Origin of the sequence: Staphylococcus simulans, from assembly GCF_003043455.1 — a bacterium.
Taxonomy (GTDB): Bacteria; Bacillota; Bacilli; order Staphylococcales; family Staphylococcaceae; genus Staphylococcus; species Staphylococcus simulans_A.
The window spans coordinates 1-19,646 of record NZ_PZGG01000047.1 but is presented as its reverse complement, the minus strand read 5'-3'; the positions used below and the strand labels follow the sequence as shown (position 1 = coordinate 19,646).

Annotated in this window: 17 protein-coding genes and 1 pseudogene; 11 read left to right on the top strand and 7 right to left on the bottom strand. The window is 33.7% G+C overall.

The features are described 5' to 3' along the window. Nucleotides 1-127: 127 nt before the first annotated feature. Nucleotides 128-1,507: an Alw26I/Eco31I/Esp3I family type II restriction endonuclease gene (locus BU038_RS08985; protein WP_107605741.1), complete on the bottom strand. Its 1,380-nt coding sequence runs from the start codon at nucleotides 1,505-1,507 to the stop codon at nucleotides 128-130. 116 nt (nucleotides 1,508-1,623) lie between these two features. Between BU038_RS08985 and BU038_RS08980 the strand changes: the two genes are divergently transcribed. Both BU038_RS08980 and BU038_RS08975 read left to right on the top strand, forming a co-directional pair. After that, nucleotides 1,624-2,196, top strand: a complete 573-nt coding sequence (locus BU038_RS08980; protein WP_342634138.1) for a DNA/RNA helicase domain-containing protein — start codon at nucleotides 1,624-1,626, stop codon at nucleotides 2,194-2,196. Beyond that, nucleotides 2,189-2,527, top strand: a complete 339-nt coding sequence (locus tag BU038_RS08975) for a nucleotide pyrophosphohydrolase (RefSeq protein ID WP_107605740.1) — start codon at nucleotides 2,189-2,191, stop codon at nucleotides 2,525-2,527. The genes BU038_RS08980 and BU038_RS08975 overlap by 8 nt, the downstream gene beginning before the upstream one ends. A 36-nt stretch (nucleotides 2,528-2,563) precedes the next feature. On the opposite strand, the gene BU038_RS08970 is transcribed toward BU038_RS08975, so the two are convergent. The 4 genes from BU038_RS08970 to argF form a co-directional block, all read right to left on the bottom strand. Next, nucleotides 2,564-3,793 carry a transposase gene (locus BU038_RS08970; protein ID WP_107605739.1) on the bottom strand — a complete coding sequence of 410 codons (1,230 nt, stop codon included), beginning with the start codon at nucleotides 3,791-3,793 and terminating at the stop codon, nucleotides 2,564-2,566. Nucleotides 3,794-5,996: 2,203 nt separating this feature from the next. Continuing rightward, on the bottom strand, nucleotides 5,997-7,583 hold the full coding sequence (locus tag BU038_RS08965; protein ID WP_241963166.1) for a YfcC family protein: 1,587 nt from the start codon (nucleotides 7,581-7,583) through the stop codon (nucleotides 5,997-5,999). A gap of 472 nt (nucleotides 7,584-8,055) precedes the next feature. Continuing rightward, a complete protein-coding gene (gene arcC, locus BU038_RS08960; RefSeq protein ID WP_002480072.1) occupies nucleotides 8,056-8,988 on the bottom strand; it encodes a carbamate kinase in 933 nt (310 codons plus the stop codon). 14 nt (nucleotides 8,989-9,002) lie between these two features. Beyond that, on the bottom strand, nucleotides 9,003-10,007 hold the full coding sequence (argF, locus tag BU038_RS08955; protein WP_107605738.1) for an ornithine carbamoyltransferase: 1,005 nt from the start codon (nucleotides 10,005-10,007) through the stop codon (nucleotides 9,003-9,005). 469 nt (nucleotides 10,008-10,476) lie between these two features. Here argF and BU038_RS08950 point away from each other — a divergent pair, with 469 nt between their 5' ends. The 8 genes and pseudogenes from BU038_RS08950 (at nucleotide 10,477) to BU038_RS08915 (ending at nucleotide 16,388) form a co-directional block, all read left to right on the top strand. After that, entirely contained in the window at nucleotides 10,477-11,502 is a 1,026-nt protein-coding gene (locus BU038_RS08950; RefSeq protein WP_107605737.1) for an RNA-binding protein, read from the top strand. Nucleotides 11,503-11,731: 229 nt separating this feature from the next. After that, the gene (locus tag BU038_RS08945; RefSeq protein ID WP_107605736.1) at nucleotides 11,732-12,766 is read left to right on the top strand and encodes a DUF4352 domain-containing protein; all 1,035 of its coding nucleotides are present in this window, start codon (nucleotides 11,732-11,734) and stop codon (nucleotides 12,764-12,766) included. A gap of 37 nt (nucleotides 12,767-12,803) precedes the next feature. Beyond that, nucleotides 12,804-13,154, top strand: a complete 351-nt coding sequence (locus BU038_RS08940; RefSeq protein WP_107605735.1) for a DUF4064 domain-containing protein — start codon at nucleotides 12,804-12,806, stop codon at nucleotides 13,152-13,154. Between the two features lie 3 nt (nucleotides 13,155-13,157). After that, nucleotides 13,158-13,538: pseudogene (locus tag BU038_RS08935) on the top strand (protein rep); the annotation flags it as partial. A gap of 698 nt (nucleotides 13,539-14,236) precedes the next feature. Continuing rightward, nucleotides 14,237-14,491: a hypothetical protein gene (locus BU038_RS08930; RefSeq protein ID WP_107605734.1), complete on the top strand. Its 255-nt coding sequence runs from the start codon at nucleotides 14,237-14,239 to the stop codon at nucleotides 14,489-14,491. Nucleotides 14,492-14,642: 151 nt separating this feature from the next. Further along, nucleotides 14,643-14,843, top strand: coding sequence for a hypothetical protein (locus BU038_RS08925; protein WP_107605733.1), 201 nt, complete (start codon nucleotides 14,643-14,645; stop codon nucleotides 14,841-14,843). A gap of 128 nt (nucleotides 14,844-14,971) precedes the next feature. Then, nucleotides 14,972-15,322, top strand: coding sequence for a DUF4064 domain-containing protein (locus BU038_RS08920; protein WP_107605732.1), 351 nt, complete (start codon nucleotides 14,972-14,974; stop codon nucleotides 15,320-15,322). Between the two features lie 139 nt (nucleotides 15,323-15,461). Next, nucleotides 15,462-16,388: a DMT family transporter gene (locus tag BU038_RS08915; RefSeq protein WP_107605731.1), complete on the top strand. Its 927-nt coding sequence runs from the start codon at nucleotides 15,462-15,464 to the stop codon at nucleotides 16,386-16,388. A 96-nt stretch (nucleotides 16,389-16,484) separates the two neighbouring features. Here BU038_RS08915 and yidC read toward each other — a convergent pair whose 3' ends face one another. Both yidC and BU038_RS08905 read right to left on the bottom strand, forming a co-directional pair. Then, the gene (gene yidC / locus BU038_RS08910) at nucleotides 16,485-17,339 is read right to left on the bottom strand and encodes a membrane protein insertase YidC (protein WP_107605730.1); all 855 of its coding nucleotides are present in this window, start codon (nucleotides 17,337-17,339) and stop codon (nucleotides 16,485-16,487) included. 222 nt (nucleotides 17,340-17,561) lie between these two features. Further along, entirely contained in the window at nucleotides 17,562-18,131 is a 570-nt protein-coding gene (locus BU038_RS08905; RefSeq protein ID WP_107605729.1) for a hypothetical protein, read from the bottom strand. Nucleotides 18,132-18,429: 298 nt separating this feature from the next. Here BU038_RS08905 and BU038_RS08900 point away from each other — a divergent pair, with 298 nt between their 5' ends. Then, nucleotides 18,430-19,353, top strand: a complete 924-nt coding sequence (locus BU038_RS08900) for an osmoprotectant ABC transporter substrate-binding protein (RefSeq protein WP_107605728.1) — start codon at nucleotides 18,430-18,432, stop codon at nucleotides 19,351-19,353. The last annotated feature ends 293 nt before the right edge of the window (nucleotides 19,354-19,646 follow it).

Below are 19,646 nucleotides of genomic sequence, written 5' to 3'. Positions count from 1 at the left end.
AGATATATATATATATAATATTTCAAGAAATAAAAATTATTTTAAAAATAAAGAATCTAATTAAATGCATATATCTTTTTTTAAGAAAGGTAAAAACAATTTCCATCGTAGTTTTCTTGTAGATAACCTAATATGTTTGTAAAATATAATGTTGAATTTCTTTCTGAATTTTAATAAAGCAATCAAATGATTTATCATTATTTACCTTGATTTTTTCCTTGATTTTTCCTATTTTTAACTTTAAATTTTCTGGAATGGAAATTTTAATATTCCTGTTCTTCTTGTTTCTAAAATCTATTATAGAATTAAATGAAATTGTTACAAAACGATTATATTCTTTTTTAGTAGCATCTGTATACTTCCTTTCTAGAGTGCTTAAAATATTTCCGTTTTCATCAAAAGTATAGTCGTAGTCAAAATAATTTTTTTTTGGCTTGATTAGATTTTCTTCTAAAAATTCCTTTCCGTTAATGCTATCATCTTTATAAATTGATTCAAGCAACTCCATATATAGAGCCATATTTATTTTTAATTGCTTTTGAGCTCTTTCTGTATCTAACTGTCCTTTTGAATATAGCTCTTTTATAAATTCCCAAATATCGAAAGCAAACCATGAAATTGCAGTAGAATTAGTTTTTTCTTCTATTTCAATTAATTTATTAATATCTTCTAACTGTAGTCTATCACGTTTCGCAGAATTTTGGCTTCTGGTCATGGGTTGTAAAAATACAGGATCATGCTTAAAACCTAATGAAATTGGTCCAATATGATCAGCTGAAAGATTTTTGAACTTTAAAGAGTTCATAAATTTATTTGCAGCATGAATATTGCCATCACTCCAATTTTCATAAGCTCTTCGATCTTTGTTATAAGTTCTCATATTTTCTGCACTTCTACCCTTATCTTCTTTCTGACGGCAGCATCGATTGTAGCTGTGGAAACCATCAAACCTATCCGGAAAGTTTGACATGCTACCTGGACCTAATGAATTTTTATTTCCCAATCTACATACTTTTTCGCATTCAGTAATTATTTCATCGAAGTTTTGCTCTTTTGATGAATCATCGAGTGAAAAGCTTGATTTTAGAAATTTTTTTATACATTCATCACTAAAACCGTATTTTTTTATTTTATCAATAACATCATATATAGTATCGAAAGTATCTGGAACATAATTAAAATTTTTAACCAGCTTATTAATAAAGTTTTTGTTTGGATAAACATAATATAACGACATACTTTCGCCGCAAATTTGACATACTTTCCTTTTAGTAGGGTGTATATCAAGCATGATTTTAGCTAGTGAACCAGCTTCTATATTTATATTTTTCTTTTCTGCAAGTTTATAAGCCCATTTTAATCGTTCTTTACCTATTTCAGTCTTTTTTCCTGCTAGCCATCCCCACTTGCCATTTTTATTTTTTCTAATGGGTAAGCCTTCATAATTTTTATGATTTACAATAAAATCCATATACTTTAAAAAATTGTCATGCCATTCTTTTGTCATATTCTCACCTATATTCAATAATTATATGTTTGGTCAAATACTATATACTACCACTTACTATAATATTAAAATTGTGAGTTTTAATCAATATAAGCAACGCTTTAAATAATTAAACTATTGCTGCAAAAAAGTATGACATTAAAATATTTGATCAACCTAAGCAGCTAGAACAAGCAATACGCAATAAAGCTCAATCTCAAGACTCTTCTGGTATTTCACGTTTACTCGCAACATATGACTGGAAGTATAATAGTAAAGCACCTGAAGATGCGGATTATTGGCGTGTACGTATTGGTGAATGGAGCATGCCTTGGAACAGCCAACTTAAAGTTAATAAACGAGAAAAATCATTGTCTTGGCCTGAACAAAGTCAAACTATCGATGAAGTAGGTTCAACATTTACCGTACAGGGATTTGATTTGAATTACGCAGGTGTGATTATTGGTCCCTCTGTGAAATTTAGAGATGGTAAAATTATTTTTGACGGTTCAGAGAGTTATAATCAAAAGGCAACTCGAAATAGAACACTCTCAGATAATACTAAAGCTAAATTCACAGAAGAATTGCTTAAGAATGAATTAAACGTCTTATTAACACGCGGTGTCAACGGCTTATATATTTACGCAGTAGACGAAGCCTTACAAAATGAACTTAAACGTGCCGCTAATGGAGGTATAAACCATGAATAACACAGAAAAACTCATCCAAGAAATTAATGATTTTCGTAATGCGAGAAACTGGAGACCTTATCATAATGAAAAGGATCTCGCAATTTCTTTATCACTTGAAGCATCTGAACTTTTAGAACTGTATCAGTGGAAACAACCTGAAGAAGTTAACGAAACCAAGCGTGAACGTATCGCTGAAGAATTAGCAGATGTGTTGATATATAGTTATATGATTGCGGATAACTTAGAGATGAATATTGATGACATTATCCGTGAAAAGTTAAAGAAAAACGCGATTAAGTATCCAGTTGAGAAAGCTAAAGATTCAAATAAAAAGTATACAGAGTTATAGCATATGAGGGCTGCTTGTTGGCAGTCCTTTAATTATTTAATAGAGTTCTCTGTTTTTAAGCTTAATGCGCTTAAAGAAGTTGTTGAACTCGAGATGTTTCATAAAACAAGAAATCGCCAGTTCTGCAGATTCTGGACTCGCATATACATAAGGACATTCACTCATTTTCTTAGCTTCTTTATTGATACGTTCTGCACTATTACTTGTCAGTATATAGTTGTAGTTAGGTGCGACAGGTATTGTCAGATATGTAAAGCAACTTTCGAAGTACTGATTCAACAACATTAATCCTTTCTCAAAACTTGGATAGTCTTTTGTTAACTTTTCTAATTCTTTTTTGATTTCGACATTGACTTGATATTCAGTATTAGGCTCGAAAAGTGCCGTAACTAGTTGACGTGCTTGTTTCGCAACATCTTCTGGCGGTTCAGAATAGTCGTCAGTATTTAAGACACGTTCAAAAGCATCATTCAGCGCATTTCTCATAGATCTAGAACATACTTGATATTTCATCGTTGTAAAATGTTCTGAACATATTTTCATTAAACCAGGTGAAAAATCAGCTGAAATCATTAAAGGTGGATTCATCCCACGACTTTTCAAATCATTGAAAAGTTGTGTCCAGACCACATTTTCCTCTTCAAAAGAAACAGTCAAAGTTAAAATGTCTCTATATCCGTATTCATTGATGCCAGTAATTGTATAGAGCTTCGCAAAATCAATATGTGCACCGTCAAATACAGGGAATTGAAGGGCATGCGCATGAATGAAGTAATAGTGAGTACGATCAAGCAAACGTTTGCGCCATGTCTCTGTTTTAAAACGCAATACATCTTTTAACTGAGAGATGTGGGATTCAGTGATAGAATGTCCCCAAAAATAATAAAGTGCATTATGAACAGAGCCTTGCGTTAAACCATTGATATGATTTTCTAACAGTGAAATACACATTGCTGCTTCAGGCAATGCGTAACTTAAAACGACAGAAGGTTCAAATTCGGTGAACAGACGTTTAGGAAAGTTAATATCCAGTTGTCCCATTTTAAGGCGATAACCTTGTCGATAAGCGTCTGTGGTTAAATTCGAGATAGGTATATAATTATCACGTAATATTTTTACTACGTTGAGCGGATATTCATGATGAAGATGTTGGGTTAAAGAAATCAACTCTTTCTTTGAATCAATATCCATGTTACTTTCTTTGATTTCAGAAACTAAGTTTGAAATAGGGTAGGTCATGTGCGGTTCTTTATGAAATTGAGTCATGAAAATATTCTCCTGTCTTGATGTCGTTGAAATGAATAATACGTAAGATAAATTTAAAATAAAACAATTTATAGTCTACGGAGAGAATATTAATAAGTGTGGACCTGTTAGCTGGGAATAAATATTTAAGTAGTGAATGGTGATGCTTGTAAATTCGTATACAGGAAGTATGGGCTGAATGAAATATGGCATATTAAATTTCCTTTCTCTGATGTCTAAAATTAATATGATTTGGAAATGACTGTGATGAATATAAACAAGATTGAGTCATGTTATGTATAAATGGGTGATTCAAAACTTTGTTGATGGTTTGTGAATCGATTAGAGTATTACTTGAAAAATAAAGTTACAATATCGAGTCTGGCGACCCAAAAATAAAAAGGTGTGATAATAACGTAAGAGAGAATAGTTATTATAGCTATGAATTAATGTGAGTGGAATATAGCATTATATAAAAGTGATGCACTTCAAAGCGAAGTGATGAGATAGTTGAATTATAAAGTGCTTTTTAATTTTTGTAAATGCCTTTTTCGATAAAATAATAAAAGTGTTTGATAATACTGAATATCAAACAATGAAAAAGAGCTTTAAATACATAACTTAGAATGTTGAAACGCTGTTTAATAACTTCTTAATATGCTTTTAAAGATGCTTATGTATTCGATGAGAAGCTAACCATTATTTTGACTAATTGAATATATTGTAAACGATAAGAAGTTGTATTTTTTTATCAGAAATTAAAGCGTGGATACATTCATTTAAAATTTAAAATATTAGATTGACAATAGAATTAGGGGAGTGCTAAGCTTTTATCATGTAGACTTTCCAAGAAGCTACATAAGCATTTCTAGCATGAGACTAGACATTCTATTCTGATGAGGTCGGATCATAAAGTTATCTTTGTGACCTGACCTTTTTATTTTGTCGGAAATAAAAAAACCGCCCAAAAGGGCGGAACATCAAGTTGTGAATTTAAAAGTTGCGCTCCAAAACAAAAAAAGAAAATGACAGCATCTTTAGCTTGCCTTGAAGACAAGAAAAAGTATATAGGATTATTTCTAAGAAGTAAAGAACTTTTATTAAAAAAATCAAGATAATATTTTGCTTCATATATAGCAAAAAAATTATCGCAAACCACAAAGGTTTTTCCAACACTAAAACTCGAAAAACACAAATTCAAGATTTTCTTGATATTAATAAATTACTTTAATCGCTATTGTGGTGCGGTTTTAGAAAAATAACATTTTTTACTTTATGATAGTGATAACCACCAAGAAATTGTATGAAACCGTAATGATTGTAAAAAAATCTATAAAAATTTTAAGATTTTTCTTGACTATCAAAAAACATGATGCTAATATTTAGCCATGCACAAGACAAACACCTCTCAAAAAAGGAATCCAACTTTGATACAGATTGAGAGAAAAACAGGCCAAAGACCAATTTGTATTTGCAGCTGTGAAAGGTGCGCGTACTGTGCAAGATTGAATTGCTGAGTTCATAAATAGAGATCGAACTTCATGAAGGTTTAACAACACAGTAATTCAATTGACCTGACCGATTAGGTTTGTAGCTGGTAAAAAAATAACTAACGAAAGGCAATCTTTCGCATAACGGTTATATTATTTCTGGTTAGAAATCCAGTTAGACAAACATCGGTATTTGAAATTCACTCCTTTTTAAGGATACAACTATCATTTACAAGTTCGTATCACAATGAGATATAGAAAATTTGTAGTACAAAATTCGAGAGAAAAAGACATGAATTTTTATTTGAAACATAGAGAGAGAAATCGTCACAAATAGGATGCGTAAAAAGTTGATATCCATTTTGTTAAACACCTTATTGGTGGGGTTAGGCTGAGGCAGTATGAGAAAAAGAGAATTACTGCAACAGTCTAAAAGTTATGATTAATTTAGAACTAAATGGAAAGTTGTCTAATATTTTTTTATCATTCATAAGTGTGGAGGCTTATCGTAATTGTTTGCGATGAGCCTCTTTTATTTATACATAAATTTGTTATTCGTTAATGTAATAAAATATTACTTGGTCAGCGATCCATTTACTATCACTTTTTTTACTGGATAGGTACACTAATTTTACTGTTTAGCTAAAAAATCATGAGTTTCTTCCTATTATAAATGTAAAAGCAGAGACCTATTCAGATCTCTGCTTCAGAATACCTATTTAATTTTGTTTTAATTATGAGTAGATTAATACTTGTGTTACTAACATTGCACCACCGAATACCAGTACGAATACTACAACCGGCCATACAAATCGGAACCAGTGTGAGTATCTCATATCAAGCATTTGTAATGTTGCCATTACAAGTCCTGTAGGTGCTAAGAATAACATTGCGTATTGTCCGAATTGATAAGCAGTTACAATGACAAATCTTGGAATACCAACAGTATCTGCTAGCGGTGCGAAAATCGGCATAGACAGTACTGCTAGACCTGAAGATGATGGAACAATAAATCCTAGGAAGAAGAAGATAATCAATAAGATAATAATGAATATCGGACCACTCACATGAGACACGATGTCAGATGAGAATTTCAAGATTGTATCTGAGATTAATCCTTCATTCATGACTAAGTTGATACCACGCGCTAAACCGATGATTAATGATACACCTACTAAACTAGAAGCACCATTAATAAAGGCATCAACTGTTCCTTTTTCTCCTAATCCTTGTTTACCCATACCTGCAATGAACATGATAACAATCGTTACAGATAAGAACATTGCGGCCATTACTGGGAACCACCAACCTTGAGTCATTACACCCCAAACCATAAGTGGGAATGGGATAACGAACAAGATTAAAATGATTTTCTTACGCCAAGTGAATTGATCCGCATGTGCATCTTTACCCATAACAGACCATTGTTCATTGAATTTCTCACGGTCTTCATAAGAGTAAGAAGCCTTTGGATTCTTTTTGATTTTTTGTGTATACCAATATAAGTAACCAATAACGAAGATTGCACCAATGATACAACCTGCAATACGCCAGTATAGTCCTTCAGTGAAGGCAATACCTGCAGCGTTAGAGGCGATAACTACTGAGAATGGGTTAATTGTTGAGAAGGTTGTTCCGACGGAACTGGCCAAGAATATGGCTCCTACACAGACAATTGAGTCATAACCCATTGCTATGAATATTGGCACCAGTATTGGATAGAAGGCGACGGCCTCTTCCTCAATACCACACAAGGTTCCTCCGAGTACCATCAGGATAGAAACCATGAAGATGAGCATAAACTCATGACCTTTAGTCTTTTTCGTTAACGCGAGTAATCCAGATTCAAATGAACCACTGGCGCTTACTACGCCAATCAGTCCGCCGAGTACAAAGATGAATACCATAATATCAACGGCTTCAATTGTTCCGTGAACCATTGCGCTTGTAATTTGGTCAGGTCCTGCTGGATTTTGTTTTAATCTTTCGTAAGTATCTGGGATAGAAATAGGTTTGTTAATTGCGCCGGATTCAAACTGTTCTATGTTGATTTTGACGCCCATTTTATCTAATTCTTCTTGGGTCCCCGGTACTTTCTTAATTTCTTTATGAGGGTTTTCAATCTTTAATTGATCAGACCCTGGTTCATAAGATAATTTAGAATACGCACCCGCTGGAATCAGCCATGTCGCAATAACAGCAACGATTGTTAAAATGAACAAAATGGCAAAGGCACCAGGCATACGAAGTTTAAATTTTTTCTTCTTTTTAGGGGGCTCTGTTGATTCTTTAGCAGCATCCATTTGATTTGCATGATCCATTATAATCATCTCCTTATAAGCAAGGGAATCTCAAAAATGCAGTTATCATATTCGAATGTCAGATAAAAAGACAAGATACATTTTATTCAGCCCATACGCTTTGTTTATAGTTTCAGCTTCTAATGTCAAAGGGACTATTGATTCGTTAATACGTAAAAACTTTGACATGCTTCAGCCGTTAAATTTATATTCAAAAGCTATCCAACGCAGGACTTAAAAAAGTTATCAAAGATTAAAGTGTAAGAATACTCTTTATTTTTGCGTAAAATTTTTTTGAATCAGCGAGATCCGCTCATTCAAAATTCTGTGTATGATAGGACTTGAATATAAATTATGTAACAAAATATTTATAAAAGGCCTGAACAAGTTGTAACAAATGTGAGATTGTTCAAGCATGTTCAGGCACTTTTTATAATCAATATATCTGTCATGATTCACTATCTATTGAGCATTACCTACCATCAATAGCGAATTATTTTGTAATCACTGTACCCACTTTGCCTTCTAATGCAGCGTCTAGATTTTCTAGAGAAGTAATGAGTACTTCGCCTTCTGGATTCTTTTCAATGAATTGAAGAGATGCTTCAACTTTAGGTAACATACTACCTTTAGCAAATTGACCTTCTTCAATATATTTTTCCATATCAGCAGTAGTGACTTTAGTTAATTTTTCTTCGTTTTCTTTACCGAAGTTGATGAAGATATAATCGACTGCAGTTAAAATGATTAACTTATCAGATTTGATGTGTGCTGCAAGAATCGCACTTGATTTGTCTTTGTCGATTACTGCATCTACACCATGTAAGTCGCCGCGGTCATCTTTTACAACAGGGATACCGCCGCCACCGCCAGCAATAACGAGTGATCCGTTATTGATTAAATCTTCAATACTTGGTAATTCCACAATTTCAATTGGTTGTGGTGAAGGGACTACGCGACGGTAGCCACGACCAGAATCTTCTACGAATGTGTATTTACGTTCTTTAGCAATTGTATCTGCTAAATCTTTGTCATAGAATTTACCAATTGGTTTTGTTGGATTTTCAAATGCTGGGTCTTCTTTAGAAACCACTGTTTGTGTGACTAAAGTCACAACAGGTTTCTTAATATCTAAATTGTGTAGTTCGTTTTGTAAACTTTGTTGTAGTTGATAACCAATGTACGCCTGACTCATTGCACCACATTCTGGGAATGGGAAGGCTGGACCTTGATCATGTTCTGCCGCAAAGTTTAATCCTAGGTTGATACTGCCGACTTGCGGACCGTTGCCGTGACTGATGACTACTTCGTGGCCTTTTTGAATCAATGCTACAAGTGATTTTGATGTGTTTTCCACTAGCTTTAATTGTTCTTGTGGGGAATTGCCTAAGGCATTTCCTCCTAATGCTACTACGATTTTAGCCATACTTTATGTCCTCCTTATCCAATATCTCCTAGAGTCGCAACCATCACAGCTTTGATAGTGTGCATACGGTTTTCAGCTTCTTGGAATACAACAGAGTGTTTGCCTTCGAAGACTTCATCTGTAACTTCCATTTCTTTTAAGCCGTGTTTTTCTTCGATTTGTTTACCGATTGTTGTGTCAGTATTGTGGAAAGAAGGTAAGCAGTGTTCGAAAATAACATGTGGGTTACCAGTTTTTTCGATCATTTCTTGGTTCACTTGGTAAGGTTTCAATAATTTGATACGTTCTTCCCAAACTTCGTCTGGTTCACCCATAGATACCCAAACGTCTGTGTAAAGTACGTCTGAATCTTTAACACCTTTGTCGATATCGTCTGTTACTAAGATTTCGCCACCGTTTTCTTCAGCGATTTCTTTACAACGGTTCAATAATTCATCTGTAGGATTCAATTCTTTAGGGCAAACAAGGTTGAAACGCATACCCATGATGGCTGCACCTTGCATCAACGCATTCGCAACGTTGTTGCGACCGTCACCTACGTAAGTGAAGTTGATTTCGTGATAAGGTTTTTTCAACACTTCTTTAGCTGTTAAGAAGTCAGCTAAGACTTGTGTTGGGTGATCTTCGTCAGTTAAACCGTTCCATACCGGCACGCCTGATTCTTCTGCTAATGTTTCAACAGTACGTTGTGAGAATCCGCGATATTCGATGCCGTCATACATGCCGCCTAAAACGCGTGCTGTATCTGCTGCTGTTTCTTTTTTGCCCATTTGAGAACCAGTTGGTCCAAGGTAAGTTGTGCTTGCACCTTGGTCAGCTGCCGCAACTTCAAATGCGCAACGAGTACGAGTTGAGTCTTTTTCGAAAATTAATGCAATGTTTTTTCCTTTAAGTGTTTGTCGCTCAATACCAGCGTATTTCGCGCGTTTTAAATCTTCTGATAAGTTCAGTAAGAACTCCATCTCTTTCTGTGAAAAATCTAATAATGTTAGGAAATGTCTATTTCTTAAGTTTTGCATTCTAATACAACTCCTCTATGTGATTGATTTCACATTAATTGTAAACGCTTTCTATTGGTTTCGTCAATGAAATTTTGCACAATTATTTAGTTATAACTTTAAATTTGTCTGAGAAGTTAACGTTATGCATAAGGTATCTTTAAATGTGCATTATTAGTGATAACAAAAAGAAAAATATTCATTTATTTGTATGAATATATGACTCACTTTTATTTGTATTACCTATTCCGTGTAAGTTAACCCTTTTTTGTTCAAAATCAACAAAAATTAATAGAGTTAATCACGATAAAAACCTATATTTTCAACCTTTTTAACGTGGGTACAAAAAATATTTCACATGAGCTTAACAAAAACTTAAAAATAGATTGATTTTGGTTAAAAGTAATATAAGATAGTGTTATATAAGAAAATAAATGTCTCCATTAGACATCTATGAGACTTACAACTAAGACAGAGCGGAGAGATATCAATGAATAAACTTTGGTTAATTGTAATCAGTGCATTATTTTTATTAGCGGGCTGTTTCGGTTTGAAATCACACGATCAATCAGACGAAACGATTAAAAAAGGTAAAGCCACTGATCAAATGCAGACATTCAAAATTGGACAGATTGTAGACGCCGATGGCGTAGATGTTCAAGTTATCAAAGCAGAATACATCAATAACTATAGTGATATTGATGCACCAAAGAATGGAAAAGCATTACAAGTTACCTTGAAATTTAAAAATAATAATAAACCAAAAGTTGTTGTAGATTCTAGCGCATTTGCGATGATGATTAGAGGAGAAACATATCCAGATTGGGTCGGCGGCAATCATTCAGAAGGAAGCTTCACGCATCAACTCAGTCATGGAAAAACGGCTGTAGAAACTGTGACATTCGATGTACCAGATGCTAAAGTCTATACCTTGGAAATGGATGCTCAGTTTAAAAAGAAAAATGTTAAAGGTAAATGGAACATCCACCAAGCAATGATTAAAAAAGGTGAGAGCCAAGACGATACAAATAAAGCAGCAACATCTGATAAAAAAGAGAAGAGTCCTAAAAAGTCATCTAAAGAAAAAGACTATCCTTATTCTGCAGATGAGTATAATGCGTTAGTTGATTTATACAATGCTTTCACAAAAGGTGAACGCATGAATCATGTTACACGTGGGGTAACGAACAAAGAATACAACGATTTAGCTGATCGTGTAGACAAACTTCTAGAAGATTATGGAGAAGAACTTGATGCAGCCTATCAAAAAGCAGTAAAAGAAGAAGAGGCTGAATGGCAAAAAAATCAAGACCGTATTAATAAAGAGTTTGAAGCAGAGATGAAACGCCAAGATGAAGTCAATGCGCGTGAAGAAGCACAACGCCGTAAACAAGAAGAAGCTGAACAACGTGCTTATGAAGCTCAAGTAAAACGTCAAAACGAACAAGCTGCACGCGAAGCAGAAGCACAGAAGCAACAAAATACAAATAATCAATCTCAAGATGATTCGCAATAATTGAAAAAGCTGCCTATGGCGGCTTTTTTAATATTTATACATAGATTTAATTAGAATTACCGCTATTCTAAAGTAGGAATAAAAAAATATTCATCAAATCTTCATAAATATTCGGAAAAAGATTGCTTTTACTTAAAAGTATTATAAAATATTGCTATAAAGACAATTTGATGGTAAATGCATTGAAAAGTCGTCGTTTTACAACTAAATACAGGGCGGAGAGAGATAGATGAAAAGACTTTGGTTTTTGATGATTAGTGTATTATTTTTATTAGCTGCCTGCAGTGGCGCAAAGTCTGAAGAAAAGACAGAAGGTACAGAGGCAAGAGGTAAAGCAACAGAAGAAATGAAAACATTCAGGGTTGGACAAATCGTTGACGCTGACGGTGTAGATATTCGTGTAGTTAAAGCTGAATATGTAAATGATTTTGAAGATTATGAAGCACCAAATAACGGTAAAGTATTAAAAGTAACATTGAAATTTAAAAAAAATAACAGCGATCAAGTACTTGTAGATTCTAGCGCATTTACAATGAACGTCAGAGGAGAAACTTATCCAGATTGGATTGGCGGAGATGGTACAGACGGTATTTTCTCTCATCAATTAAACCAAGGTAAAACTGCGACAGGCACTTTAACATTTGATGTTCCAGAAGCCAAAGTCTATACCTTAGAAATGGACACGTATTTTAAAACTGCAAATGTTAAAGCGAAATGGAACCTTCATCAAGCAATGATTAAAGATGGCAGTTATAATGAAGCTGACAGCCAATCAGATACGAAGAAAGATAAAACAAAAGCTGAAGACGATAGCGAGGATTATCCATACACAGCAGAAGAATACAATGCGTTAGTAGATGAATATAACGCATTAACAGATGGAGAAAGAATGAACCACGTCACACGTGGTGTCACAAATAAAGAATACAACGACCTAGCAGCACGTATTGATAAACTTTATGATGAATTAGAAGCAGAATGGGATAAAGAATATCAAAAGCAACTTGAGCGTGAAGATGCGGAATGGCAAAAGAACCAAGACCGTATCGATAAAGAATTCGAAGCAGAAATGAGACGCCAAGATGAAATAGATGCACGTGAAGAAGCACAAAGACAAAAACAAGAAGAAGCAGATCAACGTGCCTATGAAGCAGAGATGCAACGTCAAGAAGAACAAGCAGCACGTGAGGCACAAGAACAAGCAAAGTTAGATGCAGAACTTCAACGTCAAGAAGAAGCAAATAAAGCTATGTTAGAAGAGTAGAAAGAAATAAATTTTAGTTTTAAAGGTGAGTTGAAAAATGGAAGAATTAAGATATGAAAAACCTAGGAACCGTATCGCAGAAATTGTATTAGGTATTGTCGGCAGTATATTTGGGATTATTGGTGGAATTTCTACATTAATGGTCGCAAGTGCGAATGAAGCTGTCGGAAATGCTGGGAGTAGCGATATCTATACGTTAGGTATTATCGTTATCTTTATGAGTATTGCGACATTTGTAATCAGCTGTTTAATTAAGAGAAAACGCGTCTTGATGAGTATCTTGCTTATTATCGCAGGTGTCCTAGACTTTTTCTTAATTGGTATCTATGGAATCATCGCAGGTATTTTAATCTTAGCCGCGGGTGTATTAGCGTTATTACGTAAATAATGCAGTTATAATCAGCATATGCATGCTTTGTTATGTGTTGAAAACAGTTACTTTAAGAATAAAGATAATTATATTTCATAAGAAGAATGGGTTAAGTTATAACAAAAAGCACTTAAGGTCAACTATAAACCTGTAGCAAATATTAAAGTGATCAAGCCAAACAAAAAAGGCGATTCAGATATACAAGCAGCAATCAAAGAGACATCAAAATACTCAGTGAAGTCATCAGATTATTTAACAAGAAACAAAGAAAAAGATACAGAAATTGTGAGTGATTTAGAACAAGGTAATTTAATTCACACGAATGAAGATGAAAAAATAACAGAGGAAGAAGAAAAAGCTTATTCAATTACTGCAATTTGGAATCATGATATATTTATTTAGCTCTCATTTGAGTTTTAAGAGCTAACAAAGAATTTTGGATACAAAAGCTAATATCTTAAGGAACTTCAAAATGCCCCTTAAAATTAAAAATAAGGGCATTAAAAAAGCCAACCCAAATAAATTGGATTGGCTTTTTTCTTTCGTACGGTCTATTTATTTTTCCTTCGACGACGTATCGTCGATGAAATTCAAAAAAGTTATGGGCTATAAATCTACATCACTTTTAAAAATGTAGTAGCAATATTCAACACAAATTAATTTTTGTAACTGCTCGGAATATCTCAAGCCGTTTCTTTGAATTTAAAATAAAAAATCGATGAAGGTCGATTGCGGTCTCAGCACACGTTCGGACAGAACGTATAAGTGAGCCCTTACGGGAATTAACTAGATTATAACGATGGAAAACTGAACTGTAAAGTAAAAATCATTATGATAAAATTTGTTAAAAAGTATATGAAAAATTGTAAGTTTCATGTTGTCCCTCCTCTGTTTTTTCATGAAATGATGGACGACCTGAGAAGGAAGGTTACTAACAAAAATTTATATTTAGCATTGGGACTACCAACCCAATTGTGTTTTTACATTCCATAGTTTGATATTAACATAATAATGAGATTTGGAAACGATTTTAAGAAAATTAATCGATAGTGTATCATATAAATTGATTTAAAAATAGTAAATGAGTAAAGGTGGTTTGTATGAAAAAGACAATTATTAAAGCTGTTAAAGAAGGTTTATATGTATTTGTTTTAACGGTTATAGTTGCTTTAATTCTAAATTTTTCAAACTTAAATTATGGAAATCATAGGATTTGGGAGTATTTAGGGAACTTCGGTATAGTTAAAATTTTTAATGATAATGCTTTAAATGGTTTTATTGTTTTAGGTTTTCTAATTGGTTTTGTTGTGTTTGTTTTAGCTTTGTTTTTTCCTGAAAAAGATAAAAAACAATAAGTGTTTTGGTATGTGATTATTAAGGGTTTAGAGGCTCGTTGTCAATAAAGCAATTGGAATAAGGCAACCTTGAGTATAACAATATTGTTAGTTTTGACACTTCTTTTCTTTGTTAACCTTAGTGTAAATAAGTTTATGGAGGTTAGAAGTTATGGTTTTAGATATTTTAGGTTATGTATTTGGGATAGGTTTTATTGTATTTGGAATTTCAGCGTTAGTGATTTGCGGGTCTGAAGTTTATAAAGTTATAAGCAAAGGTAAGAAAAAAGGTGATTATAAAAAGAGTCGTTATTTTGCTGGAATGGCGATTATTTGTGCAATAGCTTTGATTATTATGGCTAGTGTTTTTTAGGTTTTAGAAACGAGTTTCTTCTTGTCTTGATAAGAATTAAAAAATAACAAAAGTAATGAATTAAACCATGACAACAGAACAGGTAAGAGGTATTATTATTTTATAAAAAATTAAAAAGGTGGACAAATATGGAAGAAGCGAAATTTGCAAGACAAACAAGCCGTGTAGCAGAAATGATTTTAGGTATTTTAGGTAGTGTATTTGGGATTATTGGTGGTATTTTCGCAATTATGGTAGCAGGGGTTAATGATGCTGTAGGTAATACTGGTAGCGAAAGTGTTTTTGGTTTAGGCGTAGCAGTTATTTTAGTATGTATTGTGACACTTATCGTTAGTTGTATTATTAATAAAAAGCGTGTCTTAATGGGTGTTTTACTTGTTATAGGCGGCGTACTTAACTTTATTTTCATTGGTTTATTCGGAGTTTTATCAGGAATTTTAATTCTTGTTGCAGGTATTTTAGCATTAGTACGTAAATAAGAAGAAAGATTGGGAGCTGCCGCATTGGCAGCTTTTTTATTGCTGACTTAATAACTGGTTTGAAGATTTAAAACAGAGATTTCTAATAGATTCTAGGTATGCTATACTGTTTTAATCATTGTAGGAAAGAAGGGCGCACATGCTGTTTTTATTTTTGCTCGGTTTAGTGGCAGGAATGGTGGTTCCTGTACAAACCTCTATTAATACAAAACTTATACGCTATACACATTCATCATTTTATTCTTCAGCGATTTCATTTTCAGTCGGCGCTCTATTTTTATTAATTGTGAACTTGATTATCTCGCCTGGACATTTCACACCAAGTTTCTTCTCGGCACAATCTTTTAATTATACTTGGTTCGTCGGAGGACTATTAGGCGTTTTATTCTTAACTGGGAATTTACTGCTATTCCCAAGATTAGGTGCTTCACTGACTGTTATTATCACGATTGCTGGCCAAATTATTATGGGTGTCATGATTGATACTTTTGGTTGGTTAGGTGCTAAAACAGAACCTTTCACATTCTTAAAGCTAGTTGGTGTATTACTGTTATTCATAGGCATAATAGTAATGAACTATGTCAAAAACCAACCAAAAGAGGAGAAAGCTAATAGAGTATTACCTTGGCTAATTATAGGATTTGTCTTTGGATTTGCGCCGCCGATTCAAACTGCCATCAATAGCCAACTTGGTCAACAAGTACATAGTTCGTTATTTGCCTCACTCATTTCATTTGCGATGGGGGCTATCGGTTTAATTATCATTACAGCCTTTGTGCATCGCTCTTTTAAGTTGTCAACTTATGAACCAGAAGTAGGTAAAATCAAGCCGATTCACTTTATCGGCGGTGTACTTGGTGTGGTATTTGTCACAGCGAATATCGTTTTAATGCCACATTTAGGGGCTGCATTGACGACCATTGTCGGAATGCTGGGTCAGATGTTAATGGGTGTCATTATTGATCACTTTGGTATATTAGGAGCGAAGAAAAATAGAATTAATGTGCGTAAGGTTTTAGGTATCATATGTATCTTTATAGGTATCGTCTTGCTTAGATTCTTCTAAACTTATCAAAAAGAACGTTTCTACTGCGGATAGAAACGTTCTTTTTGTTATATAAATATAGCCCAGGAAATAACTTCCCGGGCTGATTTATTATGTTTATTTTTTCTTATTCTTCTTAGAAACCACTTTCGTGTTTTTAGGTTTATCTTCTTTCTTTTCTTGTTCACGTTTAATACGTGCTACTTCTGCATCCGCAACTTTACTGTAGTATCTGTTCGCAAAGAACATTTGAACAATCATAAAGATGGCACTGACTGACCAATAAAGACCTAATGCCGCTGCTGAAGTGAATGAAATATAAATGATGAAGATAGGTGAAACAATCATCATCATATAACCCATTTGACGTTGTTCTTTCGGCATATTTTCAATGCTGACAAGTGATTGTAAGAAGTAAAGAACACCGGCGATAAGTGTAATCCAAATATCTGGTTCAGTCAGTTTGAACCATAAGAAATGTGGATGTTCTGTAATACCGCCATGTGATGGCCATTTTAATGAGACATATAAACCAAAGAGCACAGGCATTTGAATTAAGATTGGCAGACAGCCAAGCATACTCTTCATTGGATTCATGTCATACTTTTTATAAACAGCCATTAATTCTTGTTGTGCTTCCATTTTCTCTTCTTGTGTACGTGCACGTTTAACTTTCTCTTGTACTTCCTTCATTTCAGGTTTCGCAATATCCATAACCTTACGCATGATTTGACCATTTTTAGTTTGACTTAACATAAATGGCAACATTACTAAACGAATGGCTAATACAATAACGATGATTGCGAGACCATAGTTGTCATTTAAATTATGACCGAGCCAATGTAGTAAATCGTCCATCGGTTTTGCGAAAGTATTAAAGAAGAAACCATTGCGGTTTTCACTCTTCGAATAATCACAACCTGCAAGCAGTACTGTAGATAATGTCAATAACAGTATGTATTTTATTTTCATTTTTCTCTGCCTTTCTCTCTTTTATTGAAAATAATTAAGCATCATATCGAAGTCATTGAAAAAGCAACCACTTAAAAAGGGTTGCGAAAAAAGACAACAATTGCTTATACACTTACAAGATACAATCCTAACATAGAACCTGTATCGATTAAAGAAGAGAAAAGATGAAACAACATAGCTAAAAGAATGAGATAAACAATAATACAAAACAATGACCATTAATTAATCTGTCGCTTTTTCATCTTTCAGTGTACTGATAGAAATCGACCATAAAACGATATTTAAGATCATCACAATCAATAATGCGACAACTGTATATAGAAGATCAAAAGTTATAGGCATCGGCAAGGTTTCAAACAACACATAATAAACTAACCCGCCAATAATGACCTGCCCCACAATGTTTAAGAGCTTTCCAATATTAGATTCAACAAATTGAATTAATAAAGAGGGCAAAGATAACGCACTAAAAACGACATAACTAACGAGTGTTATTTCTCCTAAAGCTATCGCAGACGTATCAGTTAACTTTGAAAGTGTAACTGAATCTAAAAACTTTATCGCAGAGATAAACGCAAAAATAAAAATAATGAAGCCAATTACTTCTCCAATAAGGAGCGCCAAAAATGAGTGGATCATATTTTTTTCTGGCTTCTCAAAGCGTTCATAAATATATTCAATGACAAAATTCAATAGTATCGAAACAACAGCCAAGATAATAAAGACGGTCGGAAGTTTACCCGTAAATAACTGACTTAAGAATTCTAAACCTAAATCCCAATAAACTTTCATAATTTTAAACTCCTCTTTCTCTTTATGTAATGAGTATATAGATAAAATGCAATAAAAATCAACTATCAATTTATAACTTTTAAATTTAAAAGAGGGAGTGTGTCTAGATCAATTAAGTGATGAAGAACGTTGTGAGAAGAGGGAATGCAGGATATGGGTTAGTCTAACGTTTGTGTGAGGTGAGACTGAAGTATGGGTAGAAATAATATGACAGGTACAAAAATTGTATGTGTTATAATGTGTGATAGTTAATTGTAAAAACAAAATGATTATTAAAGAAATTAATGTGGGGGTTGTAATGAAAAAGTTTAAGTACTTAATAGGGCTAGTTTTAGGAAGTCTACTGATACTTACGGGATGTGGATTACCTGGTTTAGATGGCGGTCCAGGTAAAAATGTTAAAATTACTGCACTTGCGACAAGTGAATCGCAAATTATGGCACATATGATTCGTCTACAAATCGAACATGATACAAAAGGAAAAGTAAAACCGACCATTATTAACAACTTAGGATCAGCTACTATTCAACATAACGCCTTAATGAATGGAGATGCGCAAATTTCTTCTACACGTTATACAGGAACTGATTTAGTAGGGGCATTAAATCAACAACCGATTACTGATACCAAGAAGGCTATGGATGTGGTTCAAAAAGGCTTTACGAAACAATATGATCAAACGTTCTTTGATACGTATGGCTTTGAAAATACTTTCGCATTTATGGTGACGCAAGAAGTGGCTGACAAATATCATCTTGAAACAGTTTCGGATTTAAAGAAACATAAAGACGAGTTACGTTTAGGCACAGATTCTACTTGGATTAAACGTGCTGGCGATGGTTATCCGGCTTTCACTAAAGCCTATGGATTCAAATTTAAAAGTATCCGACCTATGCAAATTGGTTTAGTGTACGATGCTTTAAAAAATAATAAATTAGATGTGGCTCTAGGGTATACTACAGATGGTCGTATTTCAGCTTATAACTTGAAAGTATTAAAAGATGATCGTAAATTCTTTCCGCCTTATGACGCAAGTCCGCTTGCGACGAACGACTTCTTAAGAAAGAATCCTAAAATTAAACATTCATTAGAAAAACTTCAAGGCAAGGTCTCTACGAAAACAATGCAAGAATTAAATTATCAAGCTGACGGCAAACAGCAAGAACCAGCTGTTGTAGCAGAGAGGTTCCTCAAAAAACACAACTATTTCGAAAATAAATAGTTATCAATTTGTCTAGTGTTAGGACCATGTTATACTTACCAAAAATTGGAGGTAGATTATGGCTAAAATTAACCAAAGACAAGTGAGACAAATTGTGCGCTTGGTCACACGAATCGTACGTCAGATTATGCGTTCTAGAAACAATAAATAATTATAAAATAAAGAAGGGGCCGGGACATAATTGTTCTGGAACCTAATAAAAAGGACGATTTTCACATATAAAAATGAAAATCGTTCCTTTTTTATTTTGTCCAAGAAATTTTCAGCTCGTAGAGCTGCTAATTTCCTAATAT